The sequence below is a fragment of the Longimicrobium sp. genome, assembly GCF_036399255.1.
Taxonomy (GTDB): Bacteria; Gemmatimonadota; Gemmatimonadetes; order Longimicrobiales; family Longimicrobiaceae; genus Longimicrobium.
The window spans coordinates 11,879-35,409 of record NZ_DASWNM010000049.1; the positions used below are offsets into that span (position 1 = coordinate 11,879).

21 protein-coding genes are annotated in these 23,531 nt (G+C 69.7%); 17 read left to right on the plus strand and 4 right to left on the minus strand.

Annotated elements, in window-relative coordinates; genetic code table 11:
- The first annotated feature begins 69 nt into the window (after positions 1–69).
- The 13 genes from VGC13_RS08355 (at position 70) to VGC13_RS08415 (ending at position 12,527) form a co-directional block, all read left to right on the plus strand.
- The gene (locus VGC13_RS08355; protein ID WP_331124778.1) at positions 70–2,343 is read left to right on the plus strand and encodes a TonB-dependent receptor; all 2,274 of its coding nucleotides are present in this window, start codon (positions 70–72) and stop codon (positions 2,341–2,343) included.
- 183 nt (positions 2,344–2,526) lie between these two features.
- On the plus strand, positions 2,527–2,970 hold the full coding sequence (locus VGC13_RS08360) for a hypothetical protein (RefSeq protein ID WP_331124779.1): 444 nt from the start codon (positions 2,527–2,529) through the stop codon (positions 2,968–2,970).
- A 619-nt stretch (positions 2,971–3,589) separates the two neighbouring features.
- Positions 3,590–4,003: a 6-pyruvoyl trahydropterin synthase family protein gene (locus tag VGC13_RS08365; RefSeq protein WP_331124780.1), complete on the plus strand. Its 414-nt coding sequence runs from the start codon at positions 3,590–3,592 to the stop codon at positions 4,001–4,003.
- 1 nt (position 4,004) lies between these two features.
- Complete coding sequence (folE, locus tag VGC13_RS08370) at positions 4,005–4,610, plus strand: GTP cyclohydrolase I FolE (RefSeq protein ID WP_331124781.1); 606 nt, start codon at positions 4,005–4,007, stop codon at positions 4,608–4,610.
- Positions 4,611–5,184: 574 nt separating this feature from the next.
- Entirely contained in the window at positions 5,185–5,898 is a 714-nt protein-coding gene (locus VGC13_RS08375) for an SDR family oxidoreductase (RefSeq protein WP_331124782.1), read from the plus strand.
- A 4-nt stretch (positions 5,899–5,902) separates the two neighbouring features.
- On the plus strand, positions 5,903–6,283 hold the full coding sequence (locus VGC13_RS08380; protein ID WP_331124783.1) for a 6-carboxytetrahydropterin synthase: 381 nt from the start codon (positions 5,903–5,905) through the stop codon (positions 6,281–6,283).
- A 7-nt stretch (positions 6,284–6,290) separates the two neighbouring features.
- Positions 6,291–6,971, plus strand: a complete 681-nt coding sequence (locus tag VGC13_RS08385; RefSeq protein WP_331124784.1) for a Trm112 family protein — start codon at positions 6,291–6,293, stop codon at positions 6,969–6,971.
- 147 nt (positions 6,972–7,118) lie between these two features.
- The gene (locus VGC13_RS08390; protein WP_331124785.1) at positions 7,119–7,568 is read left to right on the plus strand and encodes a tetratricopeptide repeat protein; all 450 of its coding nucleotides are present in this window, start codon (positions 7,119–7,121) and stop codon (positions 7,566–7,568) included.
- Positions 7,565–7,906: a divalent-cation tolerance protein CutA gene (gene cutA, locus VGC13_RS08395; RefSeq protein WP_331124786.1), complete on the plus strand. Its 342-nt coding sequence runs from the start codon at positions 7,565–7,567 to the stop codon at positions 7,904–7,906. Before VGC13_RS08390 ends, cutA begins: the two co-directional genes overlap by 4 nt.
- 64 nt (positions 7,907–7,970) lie before the next feature.
- Positions 7,971–8,615, plus strand: a complete 645-nt coding sequence (locus tag VGC13_RS08400) for a tetratricopeptide repeat protein (protein ID WP_331124787.1) — start codon at positions 7,971–7,973, stop codon at positions 8,613–8,615.
- An 818-nt stretch (positions 8,616–9,433) separates the two neighbouring features.
- Positions 9,434–9,934, plus strand: coding sequence for a hypothetical protein (locus VGC13_RS08405; protein ID WP_331124788.1), 501 nt, complete (start codon positions 9,434–9,436; stop codon positions 9,932–9,934).
- A gap of 261 nt (positions 9,935–10,195) precedes the next feature.
- On the plus strand, positions 10,196–10,666 hold the full coding sequence (locus tag VGC13_RS08410; protein WP_331124789.1) for a hypothetical protein: 471 nt from the start codon (positions 10,196–10,198) through the stop codon (positions 10,664–10,666).
- A 238-nt stretch (positions 10,667–10,904) separates the two neighbouring features.
- Entirely contained in the window at positions 10,905–12,527 is a 1,623-nt protein-coding gene (locus tag VGC13_RS08415; RefSeq protein WP_331124790.1) for an ABC-F family ATP-binding cassette domain-containing protein, read from the plus strand.
- A 57-nt stretch (positions 12,528–12,584) separates the two neighbouring features.
- Here VGC13_RS08415 and VGC13_RS08420 read toward each other — a convergent pair whose 3' ends face one another.
- The gene (locus VGC13_RS08420; RefSeq protein WP_331124791.1) at positions 12,585–12,812 is read right to left on the minus strand and encodes a hypothetical protein; all 228 of its coding nucleotides are present in this window, start codon (positions 12,810–12,812) and stop codon (positions 12,585–12,587) included.
- A 310-nt stretch (positions 12,813–13,122) separates the two neighbouring features.
- Here VGC13_RS08420 and VGC13_RS08425 point away from each other — a divergent pair, with 310 nt between their 5' ends.
- The gene (locus tag VGC13_RS08425) at positions 13,123–14,481 is read left to right on the plus strand and encodes a glycine--tRNA ligase (RefSeq protein ID WP_331124792.1); all 1,359 of its coding nucleotides are present in this window, start codon (positions 13,123–13,125) and stop codon (positions 14,479–14,481) included.
- Between the two features lie 1,227 nt (positions 14,482–15,708).
- Here the strand turns inward: VGC13_RS08425 and VGC13_RS08430 are convergent.
- Positions 15,709–16,263: a hypothetical protein gene (locus VGC13_RS08430; RefSeq protein ID WP_331124793.1), complete on the minus strand. Its 555-nt coding sequence runs from the start codon at positions 16,261–16,263 to the stop codon at positions 15,709–15,711.
- 514 nt (positions 16,264–16,777) lie between these two features.
- Between VGC13_RS08430 and VGC13_RS08435 the strand changes: the two genes are divergently transcribed.
- Positions 16,778–17,683, plus strand: coding sequence for an ABC transporter ATP-binding protein (locus VGC13_RS08435; RefSeq protein WP_331124794.1), 906 nt, complete (start codon positions 16,778–16,780; stop codon positions 17,681–17,683).
- Positions 17,680–21,318 carry a hypothetical protein gene (locus VGC13_RS08440; RefSeq protein WP_331124795.1) on the plus strand — a complete coding sequence of 1,213 codons (3,639 nt, stop codon included), beginning with the start codon at positions 17,680–17,682 and terminating at the stop codon, positions 21,316–21,318. Before VGC13_RS08435 ends, VGC13_RS08440 begins: the two co-directional genes overlap by 4 nt.
- Positions 21,319–21,433: 115 nt before the next feature.
- Here the strand turns inward: VGC13_RS08440 and VGC13_RS08445 are convergent, their stop codons facing one another.
- Positions 21,434–21,739 carry a hypothetical protein gene (locus VGC13_RS08445; RefSeq protein ID WP_331124796.1) on the minus strand — a complete coding sequence of 102 codons (306 nt, stop codon included), beginning with the start codon at positions 21,737–21,739 and terminating at the stop codon, positions 21,434–21,436.
- Positions 21,740–22,340: 601 nt separating this feature from the next.
- Here VGC13_RS08445 and VGC13_RS08450 point away from each other — a divergent pair.
- Positions 22,341–22,889, plus strand: a complete 549-nt coding sequence (locus VGC13_RS08450; protein ID WP_331124797.1) for a hypothetical protein — start codon at positions 22,341–22,343, stop codon at positions 22,887–22,889.
- Between the two features lie 367 nt (positions 22,890–23,256).
- Here the strand turns inward: VGC13_RS08450 and VGC13_RS08455 are convergent, their stop codons facing one another.
- A complete protein-coding gene (locus VGC13_RS08455) occupies positions 23,257–23,457 on the minus strand; it encodes a hypothetical protein (RefSeq protein ID WP_331124798.1) in 201 nt (66 codons plus the stop codon).
- Positions 23,458–23,531: the final 74 nt, after the last annotated feature.

The window sequence follows — 23,531 nt, forward strand, 5'->3', positions numbered from 1 at the left end:
ATCGCATCCGGCGGGTCCGCGTCATCTGGCGTCGTGCTTCGCCGTACGTTCCGGATTCAGGAGATCTCCATGTTCCGTACGCTCACGCGGCGCGCCCTGGTGGCGCTGGCCGCCGTCGTCTCTGCCGCCGGTGCCGCCCACGCCGCCCCCGCGTCCGATTCCGTCGAGTTCGCGCCGCCGATCGTGGGCGTGGTGCGCGACGCCGCCGGCAACCCGCTCCCCAACGCCCGCATCGTCATCAACGAGCTCAACCGCTCCATCCTCTCGGGTGGGGACGGCGGCTTCGTCATCCGCGCCATCCGGCCGGGCACCTATCACCTGGACGTGACGCTGCTGGGCTACGCGCCTTCGCACGCGGTAGTCACCGTGCCGGTGGAGGGGCCCGACGTGCGGGTGGAGATCACCATGCGCCCCACGGTGCTTTCGCTGGAGGGGATCAACGTCACCGCCAGCCCGCGCAGCGCCGACCCGCTCAACATCACCCAGAGCACCGTGGAGCTTTCGGGCAAGGCGCTGGAGCGCAACATGGGGACGAGCGTGGCGCAGACGCTGGCGTCGCAGCCCGGGCTGTCCACGCGCTACGGCGGCCCGGCGGCCTCCACCCCCGTCATCCGCGGGCTGTCGGGCGAGCGGGTGCTGGTGGTGCAGAACGGCCAGCGCACGGGCGACCTGTCGTCCACCAGCGCCGACCACGCGCTCTCGGTGGACCCGCTGGCGGCCAGCCGCATCGAGGTGGTGCGCGGGCCGGCCAGCCTGCTGTACGGCAACAACGCGCTGGGCGGCGTGGTGAACGTCATCTCCACCGACATCCCCACCACCATTCCTGGCGAGGCCTCGGGCTTCGTGGCCGCGCAGGGCGAGTCGGTGAACCCCGGCGGCGCACTGACCGGCGAGATCACCCTGCCGCTGGGGCAGACGCTCGCCGTCTCGGCCCGCGCCGGCGGGCGGCGCGTGGACGACGTGCACACGGGCGGCGGCGGACGGCTGGACAACACCTTCTACAACAACCTGTACGGCACGGCGGGCGTGGGATACGTGACCGAGCAGGTGCAGGGCGGCGTGTCGGTGGGCGGCTACACCTTCGACTACGGCCTTCCCGCGGCTCCGGGGGCGGAGGAGGCGGGCGTCAGCATCGAGGGCGACCGCGTGGACGCCAACGGCCGGGTGACGGTGACGCTGGGCGACCGCGGATTCACCACGCTGCGGCTGGACGCCAACGCGCAGCGCTACCGCCACGACGAGATCGAGTCCAGCGGCGAGGTGGGGACGCGCTTTCTGCTGGACACGCAGACGGGAAGCCTGAACGCCAAGACCCGCTTCGGCCGCCTGGACGGCGCGGTCGGGATCTCCGGGCTGCGCAAGGACTACTCGCCGGAGGGCGAGGAGGCGCTCACGCCCGGCGCCGAGAGCCGCACCGCGGGCGTGTTCGTGTACCAGGAGCTGCCGCTGGGGGCGGATGACGACGGTGCGTCGCTGCAGGCCGGCGCGCGCTACGACGTGTACCAGGTGCGCCCCGAGGCGAGCTCCGATCCCCGCTTTGCCGGGGTGCGCGAGCGCGAGTTCAGCAACGTCAGCGGCTCGCTGGGGCTCAACGTGCCGGTGACGGACCAGCTTTCGGCCAGCGTGAGCGTGGCGCAGTCGTTCCGTGCGCCGACGGTGGAGGAGCTGTTCTCCAACGCGTTCCATCACGCCGCCGGCACGTACGACATCGGCGACCCGGACCTGGAGCTGGAGGTGAACCGCGGCGCCGAGGCGGTGCTGCGGGCGCAGTCGGAGCGCATCAACGCGCAGGTGGCCGCGTTCTACAGCCGCATCGACAACTTCATCACCGCCGAGGTGGTGGGCGACACGACGATCGAGCACGAGCACGACGAAGAGGGTGAGGAGCACGACCTGATCGTCCCCGTGAACCGCTTTCGGCAGGACGATGCGCAGCTGCGCGGGCTGGAGGGGCAGGTCGAGGCGGTGGTGGGGCGCAACGTGGTGCTGGGGGTGATGGGCGACCTGGTGCGCGGCGACTTCGTGGACGGGGGGGCGCTGCCCTTCATGCCCGCGGCGAGGGTGGGCGGCAGCGCGCGCTGGGACGACGGCACGTACTCGCTGGGGGTCGAGGCGCGCCACGCATTCGCGCAGGAGCGCGCCGAGGTGGCCGCGTACCGCACCGACGCGTACACGCTGCTGAACGCCAACGCGGGGCTCAGCCTGCGCCGCGGCAGCCGCATCCACAGCATCGTGCTGCGCGCCGACAACCTGCTGAACCAGGCGTACCGCGAGCCCACCAGCCGCCTGCTGGTGCTTTCGCCCGGGCGCAACCTGTCGCTGGTGTACCGGATTCTGTTCTAGGGAAAGGGAAGTGCGTGAGTGCGGAAGTGCGTTAGTGCGGGAGTGGTCGATCGAACCCACGCACTCACGCACTCACGCACTCACGCACTCCCGCACTCCGTTGCCCGGAACTTGTCGGCACGTTTACTGTAGATGCTGCGCCGCGAACAGGTTGCGGCTTCAAACCGACTTTCTGGACCAGCCATGAAGACTTTCATCCGCCGCCGCCGCACGCTTGGCCTTGCCGCGCTCGCCGCGATCACCGTGTCCGCCGGCTGCACCGACCTCACCGGCGACCTGGGCGGGGCCGTGGTGTCCGGGCTGACCATCGAAGACACCGGCGGCGGCACGGTGGTGACGGTGGGCTCGTCCGGCTCCGTCTCCGGCACGCTCACGGTGGCCCGGAACGCCCAGCGGCCCATGGCCATCCTGCTGCGCAGCGCCAACGGCTCCGTGGTGCTGCCGGGGATCAACGAAACCGTCCGCGTGACCATCACCAACCCCAACGTGGCCTCGTGGGCGGCGGTGGGAGGCGGGACGGGGACGCTGCGGGGCCACACCGCAGGCAGCACGTCCATGACGGTGGACGTCATCCAGTCGGGCACGGTGGAGTACACCTCGCCCCCCATCCCCATCCAGGTGAACTGACGGCGGGATTAGGGGGATGGAAGCGGCCCCGGCCTGAAGTCGAGGCCGGGGCCGCTGGTCGTTCCAGATACCGGCCCCGGCAGAAGAACGTGTCATCCCAGGTTCTCGGCCCGATCGTGCATTCCTCCACCGGCCGTCTCATCCTCGTCCTGAAAAAGAATGATCGTACAGAGGAACAGGGTCAGACAGAGAAAGCGATCCGAACCATCCTCTGTCTGGCTCTGTTCCCCTGTACCCATGAAGGTGCTGTTTTCCTGGATTGCGCCGGGCGCGGAGAAGCCCGTCTCCGCGGCCTTCGCGTCTCTGCGTGGGGCCCTGTCCTGTCCAGGAGCGGCGATCAGGAGCCTCGTGCCGCAGGGAAGGCTTGACGTAGCGGGGGCGCGGCCTATCTTTGGCGCTGTCGGAGGTAACGGGAAGCTCCATTTTTGAGCCAACAGTTTTGAAGCCGGGGCCATCTTTTGCGGCCGACGCCACGCCCCTTGCGGGAAGGCGGAGTGCAGCGAGGAAGCCACCCAACATGTTCCGACATGGCTTCAAAAATCCTTCCCGTTGCCCCCGGTTCAGGCCGGCCCCGCCTTGCGGGGCTGGCCTTTTCTCGCTTTTTGAGGAGGATGACTTCGTGCCCACGGTTCGCGTAACCCGCCGCGTGCACTTCAGCGCGGCGCACAGGCTGCACAGCCCCGCGCTCTCCGACCAGGAGAACCAGCGCATCTTTGGCCTGTGCAACAGTCCCAACTGGCACGGGCACAACTACGAGCTCGACGTGACCGTCGAGGGCCAGCCGGACCCGGTGACCGGCTACGTGGTGGACCTGGCCGCCGTGCGCGACGCGGCGGAAACCGTGATCGTGGACCTGGACCACCGCAACCTGAACCTGGACGTGCCCTGGCTGGAGGGGACCATCCCCTCTACCGAGAACCTGGTGGTGGCCATCTGGGAGCGCCTGGCGCCCCGGCTGCCCGCGGGTGGCCGGCTGGTGCGGCTGGTGCTGTGGGAAACGCCACGCAACTCGGCGGAATACTGGGGAGAATAGGATGACGGACATTGGTGTGCCCCGCGGGCAGGCGGCCCCCGAGGCGGAGACGGAGTTCCAGGGGCTCGTGCGCCGCATGCTGGGCGAGCTGGGCGAGAACCCCGCGCGCAACGGGCTGCTGAAGACGCCCGAGCGGGTGGAGAAGAGCCTGCGCTGGCTTACCCGCGGCTACCGGCTGTCGGTGCAGGACGCCGTGGGCGACGCGGTGTTCGACGAGGACCACCACAACATGGTGCTGGTCAAGGACATCGAGATGTACTCCATGTGCGAGCACCACCTGCTGCCGTTCTTCGGCAAGGTGCACGTGGCCTACATTCCCAACGGCAAGATCGTGGGACTCAGCAAGCTGCCGCGCATCGTCGAGATCTTTGCCCGGCGGCTGCAGGTGCAGGAGCGGCTGACGGAGCAGGTGGCGCAGGCCATCATGGACGTGCTCGAGCCGCAGGGCGTGGGCGTGGTGATCGAGGCCGCGCACCTGTGCATGATGATGCGCGGCGTGGAGAAGCAGAACTCCAAGACGGTGACCAGCGCCATGAAGGGCGTGTTCCTGGACGACCTGGGCACCCGCGAAGAGTTCCTGCGCCTGGTGCACCCCGGCGGGGGCTGAGGGGGGAGACGCCCCCTCCGGGCTCGCACTACTCGCCCCCCTCCCCCAAAACTGCTGGGGGAGGTTGGGTGGGGCAGGGGACTGGGTGCCGCGAAAGCGAGAGGGCAATGGCGGATGAGTGTTCCCGCTGGCCCGGGGCAATGGCGAATGAATTCGCTGCAACAACCACACGACGTCCGCCTTCGCGGACAGGCGGCTGTGGGGGCGGGGGCAAGTACCTGCCACGTTGCGGGGCTGGACGTAAGCGGCCACCGTGGCACCCTGCCGAAGCGCGATCGAATTCTCCTCTCCCCCATGCAGTTCATGGGGGAGAGGCCGGGAGAGGGGGGCCCCGTCGGGCGCCAGTTCGTGGTTTGTCGTCGAGCCCAGATCCCTCGGCAACTCCCAACCTCCCCCAGCAGTTTTGGGGGAGGTGGCGAGCCTAGGCGAGCCGGAGGGGGCGCCCGCGGACGCAGCTCGGCGTTGTCCGAAGCGCCTCAGGGAACGGTCCCCGTAGAACCTTTCATCGCAGGACCCACTTGATTCCGATTCGCAATCATTCGGGAGCGCACACGAACAGGGAGGGGAGGCGGAGATGGCTGAGCTGCAGGGAAAGACGGCGCTGGTGACCGGCGCGTCGCGCGGCATCGGGCTGGCGGTGGCGCGGGAGCTGATCGCGGCGGGGGCGTGGGTGGCCATGGTGGCGCGCTCGGCCGAGCCGCTGACCCGCGCCGCGGAGTCCGCGGGCGGGCACGCCATCCCGGCGGACGTGTCGACCACGGAGGGCGTGCACACCCTGGCCGCCTACCTGGGCGAGCTGCTGGGCGACGCGCCCGACCTCATCGTCAGCGCGGCGGGCGCGTTCAGCCTGGCGCGGCTGGACCAGGCCTCGCCCGAAGACTTCGACCGGCAGATCTCCGCCAACCTGCGCGGGCCGTTCCTGATGGTGCGCGCCTTTCTGCCCGCCATGCTGCGGCGCGGCACGGGGCACTTCGTCACCATCGGCTCGGTGGCGGGGCGGGCGGCGTTTCCGGAAAACGGCGGATACGCGGCCAGCAAGTTCGGCGTGCGCGGGCTGCACGAGGTGCTGCGGGCGGAGGTGCGCGGCACGGGGGTGCGCGCCACGCTGGTGGAGCCCGCCGCCACCGACACGCCGCTGTGGGACCCCATCGACCCCGACGCGCGGGCGGACCTTCCGTCGCGCGCGTCCATGCTGCGGCCGGAAGACGTGGCGCGTGCGGTGCTCTTTGCCGCGCTGCAGCCGCCGGGCGTACAGATCTCCAGCATCGCCGTAGAGGCGGCAGGCTGAGGCCATGTTTCTGCTGAACGTAAAGGCCAGCTACGACTCCGCGCACTTTCTCCGCAACTACCACGGAAAGTGCGAGAACCTGCACGGCCACCACTACGTGGTCGAGGCCGGGCTCGCCTTCGAGGACGTGGGCGAGGGGGGGATGGCCTTCGACTTTACCGACGCCAAGCGCCACCTGCGCGCCATCGCCAACGAGCTGGACCACCAGAACATCAACGACCTGGAGCCGTTCACCACGCTGGAGCCCAGCGCCGAGAACCAGGCGCGCTGGATCTTCCAGGAACTGCGGCGGCGGCTGGAGGACGTGGGCGAGAACCTGGTGTACGTGCGCGTGTGGGAGACGCCCAACCAGTGGGCGCAGTACTCGCCGAAGCCCACCTGGTGAGCGGCGGATGTACATCCTGCTCACCGACGCCCTGACCTGCCCCCGCTGCGGCCCCGAGTTCGGCCTGCTGGTGCTGGCGGACCGCATGGAGGAGCGCCGGGTGGTGGAAGGCCGGCTGGGGTGCCCCAACTGCCGCTCCGCCTATCCCATCCACGACGCCGCGGCCGACCTGCGCGTCCATGGGCCCGCATCTTCCGAATCCGCCGTCCCCGCCGTCCCCGCCGTTCCGGTGGACGGGGACGCGGAGCCGCCGGTGCGGCTGGCGGCGCTGATGGGGCTGGCGGGGGCGCACGGGCTGGCGATGCTGGCGGGCCCCGGCGCGCGCCACGCGGCGGCGGTCTCGGCCCTGGTGCCGGAGCTGGAGGTGGTCGCCGTCACGGAGGGCCCGGATGCGCTGCCGGGGCGCGCGGCGGGGGTGAGCCGGCTGGCGGCGGGGCGGGCGTCGCTGCCGTTTCGCGACGGGGCCCTGCGCGCGGCGGCGCTCACGGGCGGCGCGGACGATGCGCTGCTGCGCGAGGCGCTGCGCGTGCTGGCGGCGGGGGCGCGGCTGGTGGTGGACCCGGCGCCGGCGGGGACGGCGGAGCGGCTTGGCGCGCTGGGGGCCCAGGTGCTGCTGGAGCAGGAGGAGACGGTGGTGGCGCGTGCACCCGGCCGGCCGGTGGAGCCGCGGTACAATGCGGTTCGCTAGGGCGCGCGGGGCTCGGTTGCGCGCCACCGGCTTTGGAGCGTACCTTGGATCGCTTCCGAAGGCGCGGACGCGGCTCCCGTGCGTGTCCATCGCCGCCGCCCGGGCGGCTGTCCCAGGTTCTTTCTTCGCATCTCCCCAGTTGTGACCATGTCCTGGCTCACGAACCTGATTGGAGGCCGTTCCGACTCGCGCGAGAGGGAGCCGGACTACTACGAGGAGGGCGCCGCCCTTCTGCACCAGGAAAAGTATCACGAGGCGCTCACCTCGTTCCGGCTGGCGCTGCGCGAAAGCCCCAACGACACCGACGTGCTGCAGCAGATCGCGGTGACGTATACGCGCATCGGCATGACCGACGAGGCCATGAAGACCTACCGCCGCGTGCTGGAGCTGAAGCCGCACGCGGCCGGGGCCCACTACGGGCTGGCCTTTCTGCTGCTGCAGGGCGGCAGCCACGACCAGGCGGTGGCGCACCTGCGCGCCTTTCTGGCCCGGCCGCCCGCCAGCAACGCCGACCGGCACGTGGCCCACGCCCGCGCCACACTGGCGGAGCTTACCGGCGAGGGCGAGGGGTCGCCGGAGCTGCAGCTGGACCTGTGACGGCGGGGTTGGACGACGCGTCGGACCTCGTGCTGGCGCTGTCGACGGCGCCGGACGCGGAGCAGGCGCGGCGCATTGGCCAGGCGCTGGTGGAGGAGCGGCTCATCGCCTGCGCAAACCTGGTCCCGGGGCTTACCTCCATCTACCGCTGGGAGGGCCGGGTGCAGGTGGAGGGCGAGGTGCTGATCATCATGAAGACCCGGCGGGCGCTGGTGCCGCGCCTGAAGGAGCGGCTGCCGCAGCTGCATCCGTACCAGGTGCCGGAGCTGGTGGTGACGCCGGTGGTGGAGGGGCTGGACCCGTACCGCCGCTGGGTGCGGGACGAGACGGACGGGTGAAGGGGCAGGGCAGGACCGGAGGTGCCGGCCTTTCCCGTGGAACTTTGCAGCGGACATGGCTCGGATGATCAAGTCGGAGGACGAAGCCGAGAAGCAGCCCCAGGAGGCCGCGGCCGTGCAGGAGGAGGAGGCTCCCCGCAAGCGCGCGGCGCGCAAGCCCGCGCGCGCCGGCGAGGCGGCCGCCGACGGCCCGGACCCGCACCTGCCCAGGCTGGAGCGCGCCGAAAAGCTGGCGGCCGCGGGGAGCCACGCGGACGCGGCCGAGGCGTTCCAGGCCGTGGCCACGGCGCAGCCCGACAACCTGCGGGCGGCGCTGGGGCTGGGCTCGGCACTGGCCGCGCAGGGCCGGTACGACGCCGCCGAGAAGGAGCTGCGGCGGGCGCACAAGCTGGCCCCGGACAGCGCGCAGGTGAACTACCAGCTGGGCTACGCCCTGTACAAGAAGGGCGTGTACGCCGCCGCGGCCACGCAGCTGCGCCGCGCCGTCGAGCTGGAGCCGGAAGACGGCGCGGCCTACCTGGTGCTGGGCGAGGCGCTGAACCAGATGGCCGAGTCCGACGCGGCCCTGGAGGCGCTGGAAGAGGCCGTGCGCCTGGCGCCCGAGAACCACAAGGCCTACTACGCCATGGGGATCGCCTACGACCGCAAGGGCAACCACGACCGCGCGGCCGAGATGTACCGCCTTTCCCGTGAGGGCGCCAAGACCTGACGCGGCGGACCTTCCGCCCGATCGCGAACCGCCCGCGCCGGATCTCCGGCGCGGGCGGTTCGCGTTTGGGGGGCGGATTGGGAGAGCAGGACGTAGAGGCTCGGCGAGAAGCATCGAACTGGCGCCCGACGGGGCCCCCTCTCCCCCGGCCCCTCTCCCCCGCGGAGCGGGAGAAAGGGGAGAATTCGATCCCGCTTCGGCAGGTTACCGGCCGATGTTACTCAACTCTGCAACGTGGCAGGTACTTCCTGCAGCCCTCCAGCCGCCTGTCCGCGAAGGCGGACTTCGTGTGGTTGTTGCAGCGAATTCATTCGCCCTTGCGGGGGCGGCTTCCCGATTGTCGGGGTCACCGCCGGGATCGAGGCTCGGCGAACGACATCGAACTGGCGCCCGACGGGGCCCCCTCTCCCCCGGCCCCTCTCCCCCGCGGAGCGGGAGAAAGGGGAGAATTCGATCCCGCTTCGGCAGGTTACCGGTCGATGTCGCCCAACCTGCAACGTGGCAGGCCCTTCCCCCCCGCGCCACAGCCGCCTGTCCGCGAAGGCGGACTTCGTGTGGTTGTTGCAGCGAATTCATTCGCCCTTGCGGGGGCGGCTTCCCGATTGTCCGGGGTCACCGCCGGGGGCCAGCCTCGGACGCAGTTCGATGGCTGTCGTCGGCCGGCCTCCGCCTGCATCGCTCTGGTGTGGCAGATCTGCGACGAACGTTTACTTGTGCTACGCGCGATGGGTGTTTAGCATCGGAGGGAGGCCTTTGACACTTCACGCCCATTCCTGCGCGAGTGCCGGGGCCGCAACCCCCTCCCGGAGAGGTTCCCCATGAAACACGCCACGCTCCTTCTCGCCGCGGTCCTGGCTCCCGCCATCGCCTCGTGCGACCGCGCGCCGTCGCCCACCGCCGCGCGCACCGCGGACGAGGTCACCATCCTGGAGACCGGCACCGCCAACGCCTCGGCCGTGGGCGTGGCGCGCTACGTGTTCGGCGCCACCACCGCGCACCTCAGCTTCATCGTCAACAACAGCTCCACCAGCGTCACCACGGGCAAGGCGCTGTACTACTCGTCCGCGGCCGACATCGTGATGGACATCAACGTCACCTGCCTGCACAAGTCCGGCGGTACGGCCACGTTCCTGGGCACCATCAACGAGAGCAACGACACCAGCATCGAGGGCAAGGACGCGTACTGGCAGGTGGTGGACGGCAGCCCTGACCAGGCCAGCATCGTCAGCCTGGCCGACCCGGGCCAGGGGCCCAGCTGCACCACGCCGGGCGAGTTCGACCTGGTGAACATCGCCGCGGGCACCATCATCATCAGCTGACGGGGTCCACGGTGGGGGACGCGGCTCTCGCCTCTCCGCGCGCCCTGCCCGTGCAGGATGGACGTCCACCGCCCGCCGCTCTCCGGAGCCGCGGGCGGTTTTCGCGGGCGCCCGACGCGGCCGCGAAGGTCCGGCGTGGCGGCGCCCTGTGCGGACATGGGCGGGGTGCCGTGCACCGGCATCCTGAAACAAAATGCTCCCACACAGCGTCGACGGAATCAGCAGAGTTCCTCCCACCCTTCCGCCGCGCTTTCCATCATGATGCCCAGAATCCTTTTTGCCCTCGCGCTCGCCGTGTCGCTGGCCGCCCCCGCCGCCGCGCAGAGCAAGCTCGTCCCGGCCGACTCGGCCGAGGTCGCCAACCACCAGGTGACGGAAGCGGAGCTCGCCCGCGTCGCCGCCATCGTGCAGCGCATGGACCGCGTGTACCAGAGCGATCCCCGTGCGTTCGCGGGGCTGGAATGGAGGATGGACGGCCCCATGACGCTGGATTCCATCGGCGCGCGGTTCGAGTCGAAGCCGGCCATGCGGGCGGAGCTGGAGCGGGGCGGCATGACGGGACGCGAGTTCGTGGTGCCGCTGTTCGCGCTGGTGAATGCCAGGGCCGACGCGGAGGAGGATCCGTCGCGGCTGGGCGCCGCCCGGGCCGCGAACGTGCGCTTCGCGGAATCGCGCCGCGGCGAAATCGGCCGCCTCTTCATCATCCTCCGCACCGTCGGCCAGGAGAATTGAAGAGCGAGGATGTCGGACTTCCGGCGTCGGGCGCGCGATTCCGCGCGGGGAGGATGCCGGCCGGGTAAACCGACCCGGTGGACAGACGGGCGCCTCCTGACCATCTTTCCCCTGCCCGCCGCATCCGGCACACCCGGACCCGGCGGGCTCCCCGCCCACCAGACGAGAGAGACACGCATGCGGCTGATCCTGACCGGTGTTCACCCTACATCCACCGTCAGGACCGGAGCGTGCTCTTTTGTCTACTCAAACATCCGACGTTCGCGTCGTCGCGGATCGGCTGGCGTTTTCGCTGGCTGACGGCCGCACCCTCTTTTCCGACCTCACACTCGGCTTCGGGCACGAGCGCACGGGGCTCACGGGCGCCAACGGCACCGGCAAGAGCACCCTGGTGCGCCTGCTGGCGGGCGAGCTGCGCCCGTCCGCCGGCACCATCGTGCGCGCCGGGACGCTGAGCTACCTGCCGCAGGACTTCCAGGTCCGCGCGGAGCAGCCGCTCGCCGGCGTGCTGGGCATCAGCGACCGCCTGGCGCGCGTGGAGCGCGTGCTGGCTGGCGACGCATCCACCGAAGATCTCGATCTCGTCGCGGGAGACTGGGACCTGCGCGAGCGCGCGGAGGCCGTGCTGGCGCGCCTGGGCCTGCCGCACCTTCACCTGGACCGCCCCGTGCTGGACGTGAGCGGCGGCGAGGCCACGCGCGTGGCGCTGGCCGGCGTGCTGCTGGCCGAGCCGGACTTTCTGCTGCTGGACGAGCCCACCAACAACCTGGACGCCGCCGGGCGCGAGGCGCTGTACGGGTTCGTGGAGGGCTGGACGGGCGGGCTGCTGGCGGTGAGCCACGACCGCGGCCTGCTGCGGCGGATGGACCGCATCGTGGAGCTTACCCCGGCCGGGGCGCGGGTCTACGGGGGCGGATACGACCTGTACCGCGAGCAGCGCGGGGCCGAGGCGGACGCCGCCGCCCGCGAGCTGACCAGCGCCGAGGCCGCCCTTCGCGCCGCCCGCCGCGAGGCGCAGCAGATGCGCGAGCGGCAGGCCCGGCGCGACAGCCGGGGCAAGCGCGTTGCCGCGGAGGGCGGCATCCCGAAGATCATGCTGGGGATGATGAAGGAGCGCGCCGAGGGCACCGGCGCCCGCGTGCGCGAGACGGGCGCGCGCCTGGTGGAAGACGGCCGCGCGCGGCTGGACGCGGCCCGCGGACGGGTGGACGAGCAGGCGCGGCTGGCGCTGGACCTTCCCTCCGCCGCGGTCCCGGCCGGCAAGACGGTGGTGGAGCTGGATGCGGTGCGCTACGCGCACCCCGGCGCCGCGTCACCGGTGGTGGACGGCGTTTCGCTGCGGATCACCGGGCCGGAGCGCGTGGCGATCGTGGGACGCAACGGCAGCGGAAAAACCACGCTACTGCGGCTGGTCACGGGTGAGCTGCGGCCCGATTGCGGGACGGTGCGGCTGGGGCTGCCGGCGGAGGAGGTGGCGTTCTTCGACCAGCACACGCGGCGCCTGCGGGACGACGCGTCCGTGCTGCGGAACTACCGCGTGGCCAACCCGGACGTGGACGAGACGGCGGCCCGCCACGCGCTCGCCCGCTTTCTGTTCGAGGGCGACTCGGTGCACCAGTCCGCCGGCTCGCTGAGCGGCGGCCAGCGGTTGCGCGCGGCGCTTGCCTGCGCGCTGAACGGCTGGCATCCGCCGCGCCTGCTGCTGCTGGACGAGCCCACCAACCACCTGGACCTGGACAGCCTGGAGGCGCTGGAGCAGGTGCTGCGCGGCTACGACGGCGCGCTGCTCGTGGTGAGCCACGACGCGGCGTTCCTGGACGCCATCGGGATCGAGCGGCGCATCGAGCTCGCGGTCCGGTAGCCGCGCCGGGGAGGCGGGCTCCACGCGCGCGCGAAGGCGGTCCGCGGCCGGATCACCTCACTGCTCGCCGCCCCCCCCCCCCCCGGATTCGAGCGGCGTTCGCTGCTCGTGGGCGTCGTCTTTTGCGCGAGTGCAGGTGGCGCTTTTGGGGCGCTCCAGCCGTTGGGCGGCACGGGCTCGCAACGCCCGCGATTCCGCGATGCGCTTCATCATCCGGGCCCGGGCCTCCTGGCTCTGCTTGATGAGCAGGCGAATCCGGATCAGGCGGTCGTCCGTGGGATACATGCGCGTTTCATGTTGATCTGCGGCGAATCCTGGGCCGGCACAGCGCAGCACGAGTCCTGCCGGGCGTGCGACAGGTGCCGCCCGCCCGGCCCCGGTTGTTCCCGCGCCGGTGCCGTCGGGGTGCGGCGCAGCGGGGGGCGGGGCGGACCTTTTGTCCTGTCTCCTGGCAATTTCCACTGGGGAAAACGTGCGGCGCGCGCATTTGCGATGGCGGGCGCCGCCGGTTATCATCCCCCGCTCTTCATCCCCGGACCGGCAGGGCGCACGGGCGTCGGCGGGCACCATTTCAGCGCAATCGGCAAAGCAAGGCATGGCGGACAACGACCTGATGGAAAAACTCGTCTCCCTGAGCAAGCGCAGGGGGTACGTCTTTCAATCGTCCGAGATCTACGGCGGCACCGGCAGCGTGTGGGACTACGGCCCGCTGGGCGTGGAGCTCAAGCGCAACGTCAAGGACGCCTGGTGGCGCGCCATGGTGCACGAGCGCGACGACATCGAGGGGCTGGACGCCGCCATCCTGATGCATCCCAAGGTGTGGGAGGCGTCGGGGCACGTGGCCGAGTTCACCGACCCGCTGGTGGAGTGCCGAAACTGCCACCGCCGCTACCGCGTCGACATCCTGCTGTCCGAGACGGGCGCGGCGGACCTGGAGCACGCGCAGTGCCCCAGCTGCGGCAAGCGCGGCGAGTGGACGGAGCCGCGCAACTTCAACCTGATGTTCAAGACGTTCATGGGCCCCGCCGAGGACTCGGCGAACGTCGTGTACCTGCGGCCGGAGACGGCGCAGGGCATCTACGTGAACTTCCTGAACGTGCAGCAGAGCGCCCGGCAGCGCGTTCCGTTCGGCATCGCGCAGATCGGCAAGGCGTTCCGCAACGAGATCACGCCCGGCAACTTTACGTTCCGCACGCGCGAGTTCGAGCAGATGGAGATGCAGTTCTTCGTCAAGCCGGGCACGGACGGGGCGGCGTTCGAGGAGTGGCGCGAGCGGCGGTTCAGGTGGCACACGGACGTGATGGGCCTGTCGCCCGACCGCCTGCGCTACCACCCGCACGAAAAGCTGGCGCACTACGCCAGCGCGGCGGGCGACGTGGAGTTCTTCTTCGGCGGCACCATCGGCGACGGCGGGTGGGGCGAGATCGAGGGGATCCACAACCGCACCGACTTCGACCTCAAGCGGCACCAGGAGTACAGCGGCAAGAAGCTGCTGTACGTGGACGCGCAGAACAACGAGCGCTACATCCCGTACATCATCGAGACGTCGGTGGGCGCCGACCGGGTGACGCTGGCGGTGCTGGCCAACGCCTACCGCGAAGAGGCGGTGGAGGGCGAGACGCGCGTGGTGCTGAGCATCAAGCCGTCGCTGGCCCCACTCAAGTGCGGGGTGTTTCCGCTGGTCAAGAAGGACGGCATGCCCGAGCGCGCCACGGCGATCCACGAGGACCTGCGCCGCCGCGGCATTCCCAGCTTCTACGACGAGGCGGGCGCCATCGGCCGGCGGTACCGGCGGCAGGACGAGGCCGGCACGCCGTTCTGCATCACCATCGACGGCGAGACGATGGAGCAGGGCACCGTCACCATCCGCGACCGCGACACCATGGAGCAGACGCGCCTGTCGCAGGACGAGATCGTCAACTGGCTGCAGGAGCGGATCAACGGAAGTGCGTGAGTGCGGAAGTGCGTGAGTGCGTGAGTGCGTGAGTGCGTGAGTGCGTGAGTGCGTGAGTGCGGCGGCCGAGGGATCTCGGCCGTCGCTTCTCGTTTCGCGGGCAAAAAGCTTCCTCGTGCTGATCCAGAACAACACCTGTCATTCTGAGGAAGCGCCCACCCAAGGCTCCCGGAAAAGCCACGAAGCCCGTTGGCGCGACCGAAGAATCTCCCTCCCCTCGCGCGGAACCTTCTTCCAGGCATAGCCCGGAAACTCTGCGTGACCGACGAGTCCGGCCGCCCAGCATGCAGATTCTTCGGTCGGGTTTCGCGGGCAAAGCTGCGTCCGACCAATCCAGAAAACACCTGTCATTCTGAGGTAGCGCCCACCCAGGGCTCCCGGAAAGCCACGAAGCCCGTTGGCGCGACCGAAGAATCTCCCTCCCCTCGCGCGGAACCTTCTCCCGGGCATAGCCCGGAAACACATCGTGACGGAAAGATCCTGCCGTTCCCGACAAAGATTCTTCGGTCGGCGCCATGCTGCCGGGCGAAAGGAAAGTATCGCGCGGCGCCTCCCTCAGAACAGGTTTTGTCAGGTCTGGTTTGAACAAACCTCCGGAAAACACCTGTCATTCTGAGGTAGCGCCCACCCAGGGCTCCCGGAAAGCCACGAAGCCCGTTGGCGCGACCGAAGAATCTCCCTCCCCCCGCGCGGAACCTTCTTCCGGGCATAGCCCGGAAACTCTGCGTGACCGGCAGATCCAGCCGTCGAGCATCCAGATTCTCCGGTCGGCGACACGAACCATCCTTCCGCCGGAACCGGTTGGCCGTACTCGTTCGTGCCGCTCACCACGGCCGTGGACGTGGCGGACGGTTCTCAAGATCGCGCATCAGGTGGTGCGTACCGCCTGTTCCTGTGCGCTGCGGAAACCATCGCGCGATCCGCATCCTTCCCCGAAAAATTTCTCATGGCCCCCTGCCGCATTCCATCTTCCTCCCGTTCCCGATGCTCCACGCCGGCTCGTGCCTCGTCGACGTGAGCGCCATGCCTCCGCTCACTACGAATCACCTTCCCGATGGTCAGTGCAGAGGAAACGGCACGAGAAAACTCCGTTGACTCCGTTGACTCCGTGTGAGGCCTGATCTTTCTGCGGATCGCGATCACCCGGTTCCACGGCCGGCGCGCCCACGCAAAAGCGCCCCGCCGCGGCGGCGTCGGGGTGCCTTCGGCCTGCGTCCAGGCATGGGGTCAGCTGTTGGCGCACATCTGCTGCAGGGCATCGGGTATCACGATCTGGCCGACCGCGACGCTCGCGTTGGGAGCCATGTCCTGCATTAGGACCGGCTGGCTCTTGTCGATCTGGTAGATGGTGGACACGTGCCCCGACTGGGTCGCGAGTGACTGCGGGGTGGACGTCAGCACGCGCTTGATGAAGCACCTGTTCACGGTCTTCGTCTGCCCGGCGGGCACGGAGACGGTGGCCAGGTTCAGGCCCGCGAGTAGACTGTTGCTCACGTCGACCGTCTCGTTGCTGGTCTTGTCGGACGTGATCGTGGCGACCTTGTGCGGGTCAAAGGTGAACGCCTTGGCCTGGGCGCCGGTGTTGCTGATCGACTTGACCTTGTACAGCACGAATATCCCGTCGCCTGCGCCCTGGGGGGCGCTTCCGTCTGGTGTCAGGCTGTATTCGGGAAAGTTGCCGAGTTGCCTGTAGTTCACGGTCACGCGGGCCGCATTGTTGGGCTGGCACGCGGTTGCGGCCAGCACGGCCGCGAGAACGCTGCAGTACGTACGCGCCTTCATCGAATCTCCTCTCACCGGGGTGGAATGGACGTGAGGTGCTGCGGGAGGGCTGCGGACGCGAGAAAAGGCCGTCGTGCAGGGCAGGTGGGGTGTCTTGCCCGCGGACCGGCATGCGTCCGCGGCCGATCAACCGCATTGCGCGGACCCGCCGCGGTGCGAGAGAGCGGAAAGCCCCGCAGGTGGTTTGAAGGCAGGGCATTAAGGAGGGGACAAGCGGTTCCGCGCGGCACCGCCGGTATCCCCGTAGTGACCATTTCATGTCCCAGTCGATTGCGGCGGGGGTGTCTCGATTCCACCTCGATCTCGTGTAAATCTCCGGCAGGAAAGCCGTTCTGAAACACGCGAACGGCCAGTTGATCCAGGGATTCACCGCGGAGCCTTGCCGGAGCAGAGCGGGCGCGGTGGTGGAGACCACCCTTGCGATGCGCCGCTTTATATTGTAAAGTACTTTCAGACGAGAGATTTTTCTCGCTGCCCTCGTCTCGCCGCCTCTCGGACGATCAGGAAAACGGTTATGGAGCTTCACATCCGCGACGTATCCAAGCGCTATCCCAACGGCGTGCAGGCGCTGAAGGACGTGACCCTTACGATCCCCGCGGGGATGTACGGCCTGCTGGGTCCCAACGGGGCGGGGAAGTCCACGCTGATGCGCATCCTGGCCACGCTGCAGGAGCCGGACGCCGGCACCATCCACCTGGGCGGTATCGACGTCGTAAAGCAGAAGGACGAGGTGCGAAAGACGCTGGGCTACCTGCCGCAGGAGTTCGGCGTCTATCCCAAAGTGAGCGCGGAGGAGCTGCTGGGGCACTTCGCGCTGCTCAAGGGCATCGCCGAGCGGCGGGCGCGAAGGGAGGTGGTGGAGGCGCTGCTGCGGCAGACCAACCTGTGGGAGGTGCGCAGGCAGAAGCTGGGCGGCTACTCGGGCGGAATGCGGCAGCGGTTCGGGGTGGCGGTGGCGCTGCTGGGCAACCCAAAGCTGCTGATCGTCGACGAGCCGACGGCGGGGCTGGACCCGGCCGAGCGCGTGCGGTTCCTGAACCTGCTGAGCGAGCTGGGCGAGAACAGCGCGGTGATCCTTTCCACGCACATCGTGGAGGACGTCAGCGAACTGTGCACGCGGATGGCGATCATCGACCGGGGCGAGATCCTGCTGGAGGCCGAGCCGCTGGGCGCCATCGACGAGATGCGCGGACGGATCTGGCGCCGGGTGATCGAGAAGGGCGCGCTGGCCGAGGTGGAGCGGACGCACGCGGTGATCTCGACCAAGATGCTCGGCGGAAAGACGGTGGTGCACGTCTACGGCGGCACGGCGCCCGCCCCCGGCTGGGAGCCCGCCGAGCCGGACCTCGAGGACGTCTACTTCAGCACCATGGCCGGGCACATCGGCCGGCGCCGCGCGCCCACGGAGGCGGCGGCATGAAGCTCCTGGGCATCTTTCGCTTCGAGTTCGCCTACCAGGTACGCCGCCTTTCCACCTGGCTGCCCTTCGCCGCCCTGGCCGTCGTCGCCTTCCTGTTCGTCCGCCAGAACGTCGTTTCCGACGCGCTGTACGCCGACTTCTTTCTGAACTCGCCCTTCATCATCGCGGTCGTCACGGTGTTCTGCAGCCTGTTCTGGCTGCTGGTGGCCGCGGGCGTCGCCGGCGAGGTGGCCGCGCGCGACGTGGAGACGGGGATGCACCCCCTCAGCTACACGGCGCCCGTCACCCGGACCGAGTACCTGGGCGGGCGCTTTCTGGCCGCCCTGGCGCTGAACGCGCTGATCCTGCTGGCGGTGCCCCTGGGCGTGGTGCTGGCCGTCTATGGGTCCGGCGTGGACGCCGCGACGGTCGGTCCGTTCCGGCCGGCCGGCTACCTGGCGGCCTACGGCTTTCTGGCGCTCCCCAACGCCTTTCTGGGCACGGCGGTGCAGTTCGCGTGGGCCACGCTGGGCCGCCGCGCCATCGCCAGCTACGTGGGCAGCGTGATGCTGTTCGCCGTGGTGTACGGCGGGATCTTCGCGGTGATGTACTTCCTGGAAAGCCAGCAGCTGGCGGTGCTGCTGGATGCCTTTGCCCACCTGTTCGTCACCTCGGACCTGGTGCTGGGGTGGACGCCGGCGGAAAAGAACACGCGCCTGATCGCCCTGGAGGGCACGCTGCTCCACAGCCGGCTGCTGTGGTTCGGCGTGGCGCTGGGGGCGCTGGCGCTCACCTGGGCCCGCTTTCGCTTCGAGCACCTGACGGTCCGCCCGCTGTGGAGCCGCATCGCGCGGCGGCGGGACGCGCACGCGCCCACGCCCGGGAGCATCGCCACCAGCCCCATCTCCGTCCCGCACGTCCGGCAGACCTTTGGCTGGGCGACGCGCGCGCGCCAGACGCTGGACATCGCGTGGACGTCGTTCCGCGTGATCGCCAGGAGCCGCGGCGGGCTGGTGGTGACGATCCCCATCGCCCTGATTGCGGTGATGGTGCTGCCCGAGCACATGCAGGACCAGGGCACGCCGCTCCTTCCCCGCACGGAGTACGTCCTCTCGTTCCTCACGGCGCCGCTGACGGATCCCATCACCGTCTGGGTGATCATCCCCATGCTCACGCTGCTGTGGGCGGGTGAGCTGGTGTGGCGCGAGCGGGAGGCCGGCCTGGGCGAGATTACCGACGCGGCGCCGGTGCCGGAGTGGGTCCCCTTCGCGGGCAAGTTCCTGGGGCTGGGCGGGGTGCTGGCCGTGTGGATGGCCGTGCAGATGGCGGTCGGGATGGTGATCCAGATGAAGATGGGGTACGGCCGCTTCGAGGTTGGCCTGTACCTGCAGGTGCTCTTCGGGCTTCAGCTTCCCCAGTACCTGCTCTTTGCCCTGCTCGCCCTGGTGGTGCAGGGGCTGGTCAGCCAGAAGTACGTGGGCCACTTCCTGGCGCTCATCGTCTACGCGTTCATCCTCTTTGCCGCGCGGCTGGGGATCGGCCACAACCTGCTGGTCTACGGGTCCGGACCGGACTGGTACTACACGGACATGCGCGGCTTTGGCCCGTCGCTGGGGCCGTGGCGGTGGTTCATGGCCTACTGGGCCGCGTGGGCGCTGCTGCTGGCGGTGGCGGCCCGGCTGCTGTGGGTGCGGGGGCTGGAGCGCGGTGCGCGGGTGCGGCTGCGGCTGGCGCGCGGCCGGTTCACCCGTCCCACGGCCGTGGCCGCCGCGGGGGCGGCGGGGCTCGTCCTGGGGTTGGGCGGGTTCATCTTCTACAACACCAACGTCCTCAACACGTACCGCAGCGCCTCCGGCGTGCTGGAGGTGCGCGCCGAGTACGAGCGCCGCTACGGGCGGTACGCCAACGTCCCGCAGCCCCGCCTGGCGGGGGCCAGCCTGCGAATCGAGATCCATCCGCGGCGGCGGGCGGCGGAGATCCGCGGCACCTATCGCCTGGTGAACAACACCGCGGCGCCCATCGACACCATCCACCTGGCCCCCGCCCCCAGCGTCCGCACCGGGTCCATCACCTTCAGCCGGCCGGCCCGGCGCGTGAACGCGGAGGACGGCCTGTGGCACCACGTGTACGTGCTGGCGGCGCCGCTGCAGCCCGGCGACTCGGTCCGGCTCGGCTTCGCGGTAGACTACGCGCCGCGCGGGTTCCGGAACGGTGCCTACGACCCGGTGCTGTCGGTGACGGAGGCCAGCACCTACTTCCGCAGCCAGGACGTGCTCCCCGAGATCGGCTACCAGGCCGCGCGCGAGCTGCTGAAGCCGGCCGAGCGGCGGGCGCACGGTCTGGCCGCGCGCCCCGTCATCCCCACGCTGGCGGACGCGGAAGGGGGTCAGGACGTGATCCGCGAATCGACGTCCACCCGCGAGCGCGTGGCGTTCGAGGCGGTGCTGGGCACGGACGCGGACCAGGTGGCCGTGGCGCCGGGAACGCTGCGCCGCACGTGGACGGAAGGCGGGCGCCGCTACTTTCACTACGCGACCGACGCCCGGATCGGGTCGTACTCCTTCTTCTCCGCCCGCTACGCGGTGCACCAGGAGCGCTGGACCCCGCCGGCGGGCGGCGGCGAGCCCGTGACGATCGAGGTCTACCACCACCCGGCGCACGCCGCCAACCTGGACCGCATGCTCCGCGGCGTGCGCGCGTCGCTGGACTACAACACCCGCGCGTTCGGCCCCTATCCGCACGGCCCCGTCATCCGGCTGGTCGAGAACCCCGGGCGCGGGATGGGCGCGCACGCCGAGGCGACCACCATCGACTACACGGAAGGCTTTTCCCGCTTCAATCCCGCGGACGACCCGCGGGGGCTGGACTTTCCGTTCGCGGTCATCGCGCACGAGATGGCGCACCAGTGGCAGGTGCCCCACGCCTTTGCCGAGGGCGCCCCGCTGCTCTCCGAGAGCTTTGCGTGGTACGCCGCCATGGGGGTGGTGGAACGGACCTACGGGCGGGAGCACCTGGAGCGGCTGCGGCGGTTCTTCCGCCAGCCCGGGCCCATCCCGCCCATCCGCCAGTCCGTGCCGTTGCTCCGCGCGCTGGACCCGTACGCCGCCTACCGCAAGGGCCCCTTCGCGCTGTTCGCCATGCGCGAGTACGTGGGCGAGGCGCGGGTGAACCTGGCGTGGCGGCGCGTGATCGAGCCGCACCGTACCGCGGACCTCCCCGGGGCCACGTCGATGGACCTGTATCGCGAGCTGGGGGCAGTGACGCCGGACTCGCTGCGGTACCTGCTGCGCGACCTGTTCGCGGCAAACACCTTCTGGGAGCTGGAGACGGAGCGGGCGTCGGCGCAACAGGTCGCGGGCGGCGCCTGGCGGGTGACGCTGCGCATCAGGGCGCGCAAGGTGACGGTGGACCCGGCTGGAAAGGAGGCGGAGGTGCCGATGGACGAGTGGATCCCGGTGGGCGTCTTTGCCCCCACCACGCAGGGCGCGGACTTCGGCGAGACGCTGTACCTGCGCAGCCACCGCATCCGCTCCGGCCCGCAGACGATCACGGTGACGGTGCCAAAGAAGCCCTCCGACGCCGGCATCGACCCGTATCTGCTGCTGATCGACCTGGAGCGGTTCGACAACGTGGAAGAGGTGGAGATCGAGGAGTGAGGGCGGGGCGCGGGCGCATGGACGCGGAGGAGTGTCTTCTTCGCGCCCGCGGCCCCGACGACAGGGCCCCGGGAAATCCCATCGCGGGGCCCTGTGCGCCGGGAGATCGTGCCGTTCAGCAGATGTTCATCCAGCAGGTTTCCGGCTGGGCACACGTGGCGTAATCGCACGTGCCCTGGCAGGTGTTTCCCCCGCAGGTGAACGCGCAGCTTGGGCCGCAACTGCCGCAGGTTGCGTCGCAGGTAAACTGGCACGACATGCAGCTGGCTGGATAACAGGTGTGGTTGCAGGTTCCGTTGCAGCTTTCGTCGGCGTAGGTGGTGCCGGAGCGCCCCTCGACGGTGCCACGCGGCCCGTTTTCGGCGTCGGTGGCAAACGACTCGACGGTGAGCGATTCGAGCGACAGCGACAGCTTTCTCATGGCGGGCCTCTCTCTGATGAATGGTGAAATAGAACGGCGATTGACAAAATGTCCGATTACGTCGCCAAGTCAACCCTCATTGGCCATTCTCTGCCCTCCATGTGATGCCCTCAGTGGTACGCAGGCCCGGACTCTGGCGAGACGCTGTACCTGCGCAGCCACCGCATCCGCTCCGGCGCGCAGACCATCACGGTGACGGTGCCCAGGAAGCGTCCGATGCCGGCATCGACCGGATCTGCTGCTGATCGACCTGGAGCGGTTCGACAACGTGGAGGAGGTGGAGATTGAGAACTGATCCCGGATCCGCGGACGCTCGCTGTCATTCTGAGGAAGGCGCCGCCCCAGCCCGTCCGGAACGCGCCGCGGCTCGGATTGATCGCCGATCCGTGGCCCCTCGCTGTCATTCTGAGAGAGGCGCCGCCCCGGGCCGTCCGCAATGCGCCGCGGCTCTTTGCGCCGACCGAAGAATCTCCTTCGGAAACGGGTGGGCCGCTCGCGCCAGACCCGGCGTGGCCGATGCGACGATGCGCGGATTATTCGGCCGGCGCGCGATCACCGGCTGGCCCTGGAGGCGATCGATGCAATGCGGACAGGAGACAAGATGACGAGAACGGAACAGCTCCACCGGCGAGTGCGCCTGCTGCTCCTGCTGTTCATCGCGGGGCTGGTCGTCAGCGGCGTGACGGCCTTTCCGCTGGAGACGGAGATCCGGTGGCTGACCGGCGCGCTCGGCGCCGGTCCCGATACGCGGCCGGAGGAGGTCACCGGCGTGCTGCGGTGGCTGGTCATCGTGCGGGACGCGCTGATCGCGACGAACGCCCAGTATCCGTTCCTGGCCTACGGGTACGACTGGCTTGCCTTTGCCCACCTGGTGATCGCCGTGGCCTTCGTGGGCCCGCTGCGCGATCCCGTGCGGAACCGCTGGGTGGTCACGTTTGGCCTGATCGCGTGCGCCGGGGTCATTCCGCTGGCCCTCATCGCCGGCGCGGTGCGGGAGATTCCGCTGTACTGGCGGCTGATCGACTGCGCATTCGGGGTTGGGGGTGCCGCGGTGCTGTGGCCCTGCGCGCGGGCCATCCAGGAGCTGGAAGCCGGCAGTGGCACCGCGGAGGGTCCGCGGGCCGAATCCGAGCGGACGATTTCACGTTGAGCGAGGCGCGCGCCCTTTCCGATTGCGCCATCGCCGGTGCGCTGACGAAAGAATCTGCCGGATAGGCGGACGATCCCGCCGGCTGCGTCTGGCTTCGGCGCGAAGGGCCGCCCGTTCCCGACGGAGATTCTTCGGTCGCGCCAACAGGCTCCGCGGCTTTCCCGAGAGCCAGGGGTGGGCGCTTCCCTCAGAATGACAGCGATCTTCCGGGCGATGCGTCACACAGGCGAACAGGAACAGGAGGGGTTGTGAGAGCGGTTGTACGGCGGATCGCGGTTTCGGGTGCGCGGAAGGCCGACGCCGGGCGTGCTCTGTGGAGCGCACCCGGGTCAGCGGGGATGGAGCTACCGGCGATCGCCGCCGCGAATCAGCAGTAGTAGTACGGGCCCGACTCGCAGGTGTCGCCTCCTCCGAACTCCCTGGTTACGCAGATCCGGCCGTCATACGACGCGCACTCGACGCCGCACATCGAGTAGTAATTGTACGTCCTGGACAATGCGTGCACGTCTCCCCCGTTGGCCTCGGGGGCGAACGAGCTCACCTGCAGGTCTTCGATGTGGAGCTTCATGGTACTCTCCTGGAGCGGGTTGCCTGTGATTATCTTTTTAAGACGTATTTGGATAGTAACGAGCATCGAGATCA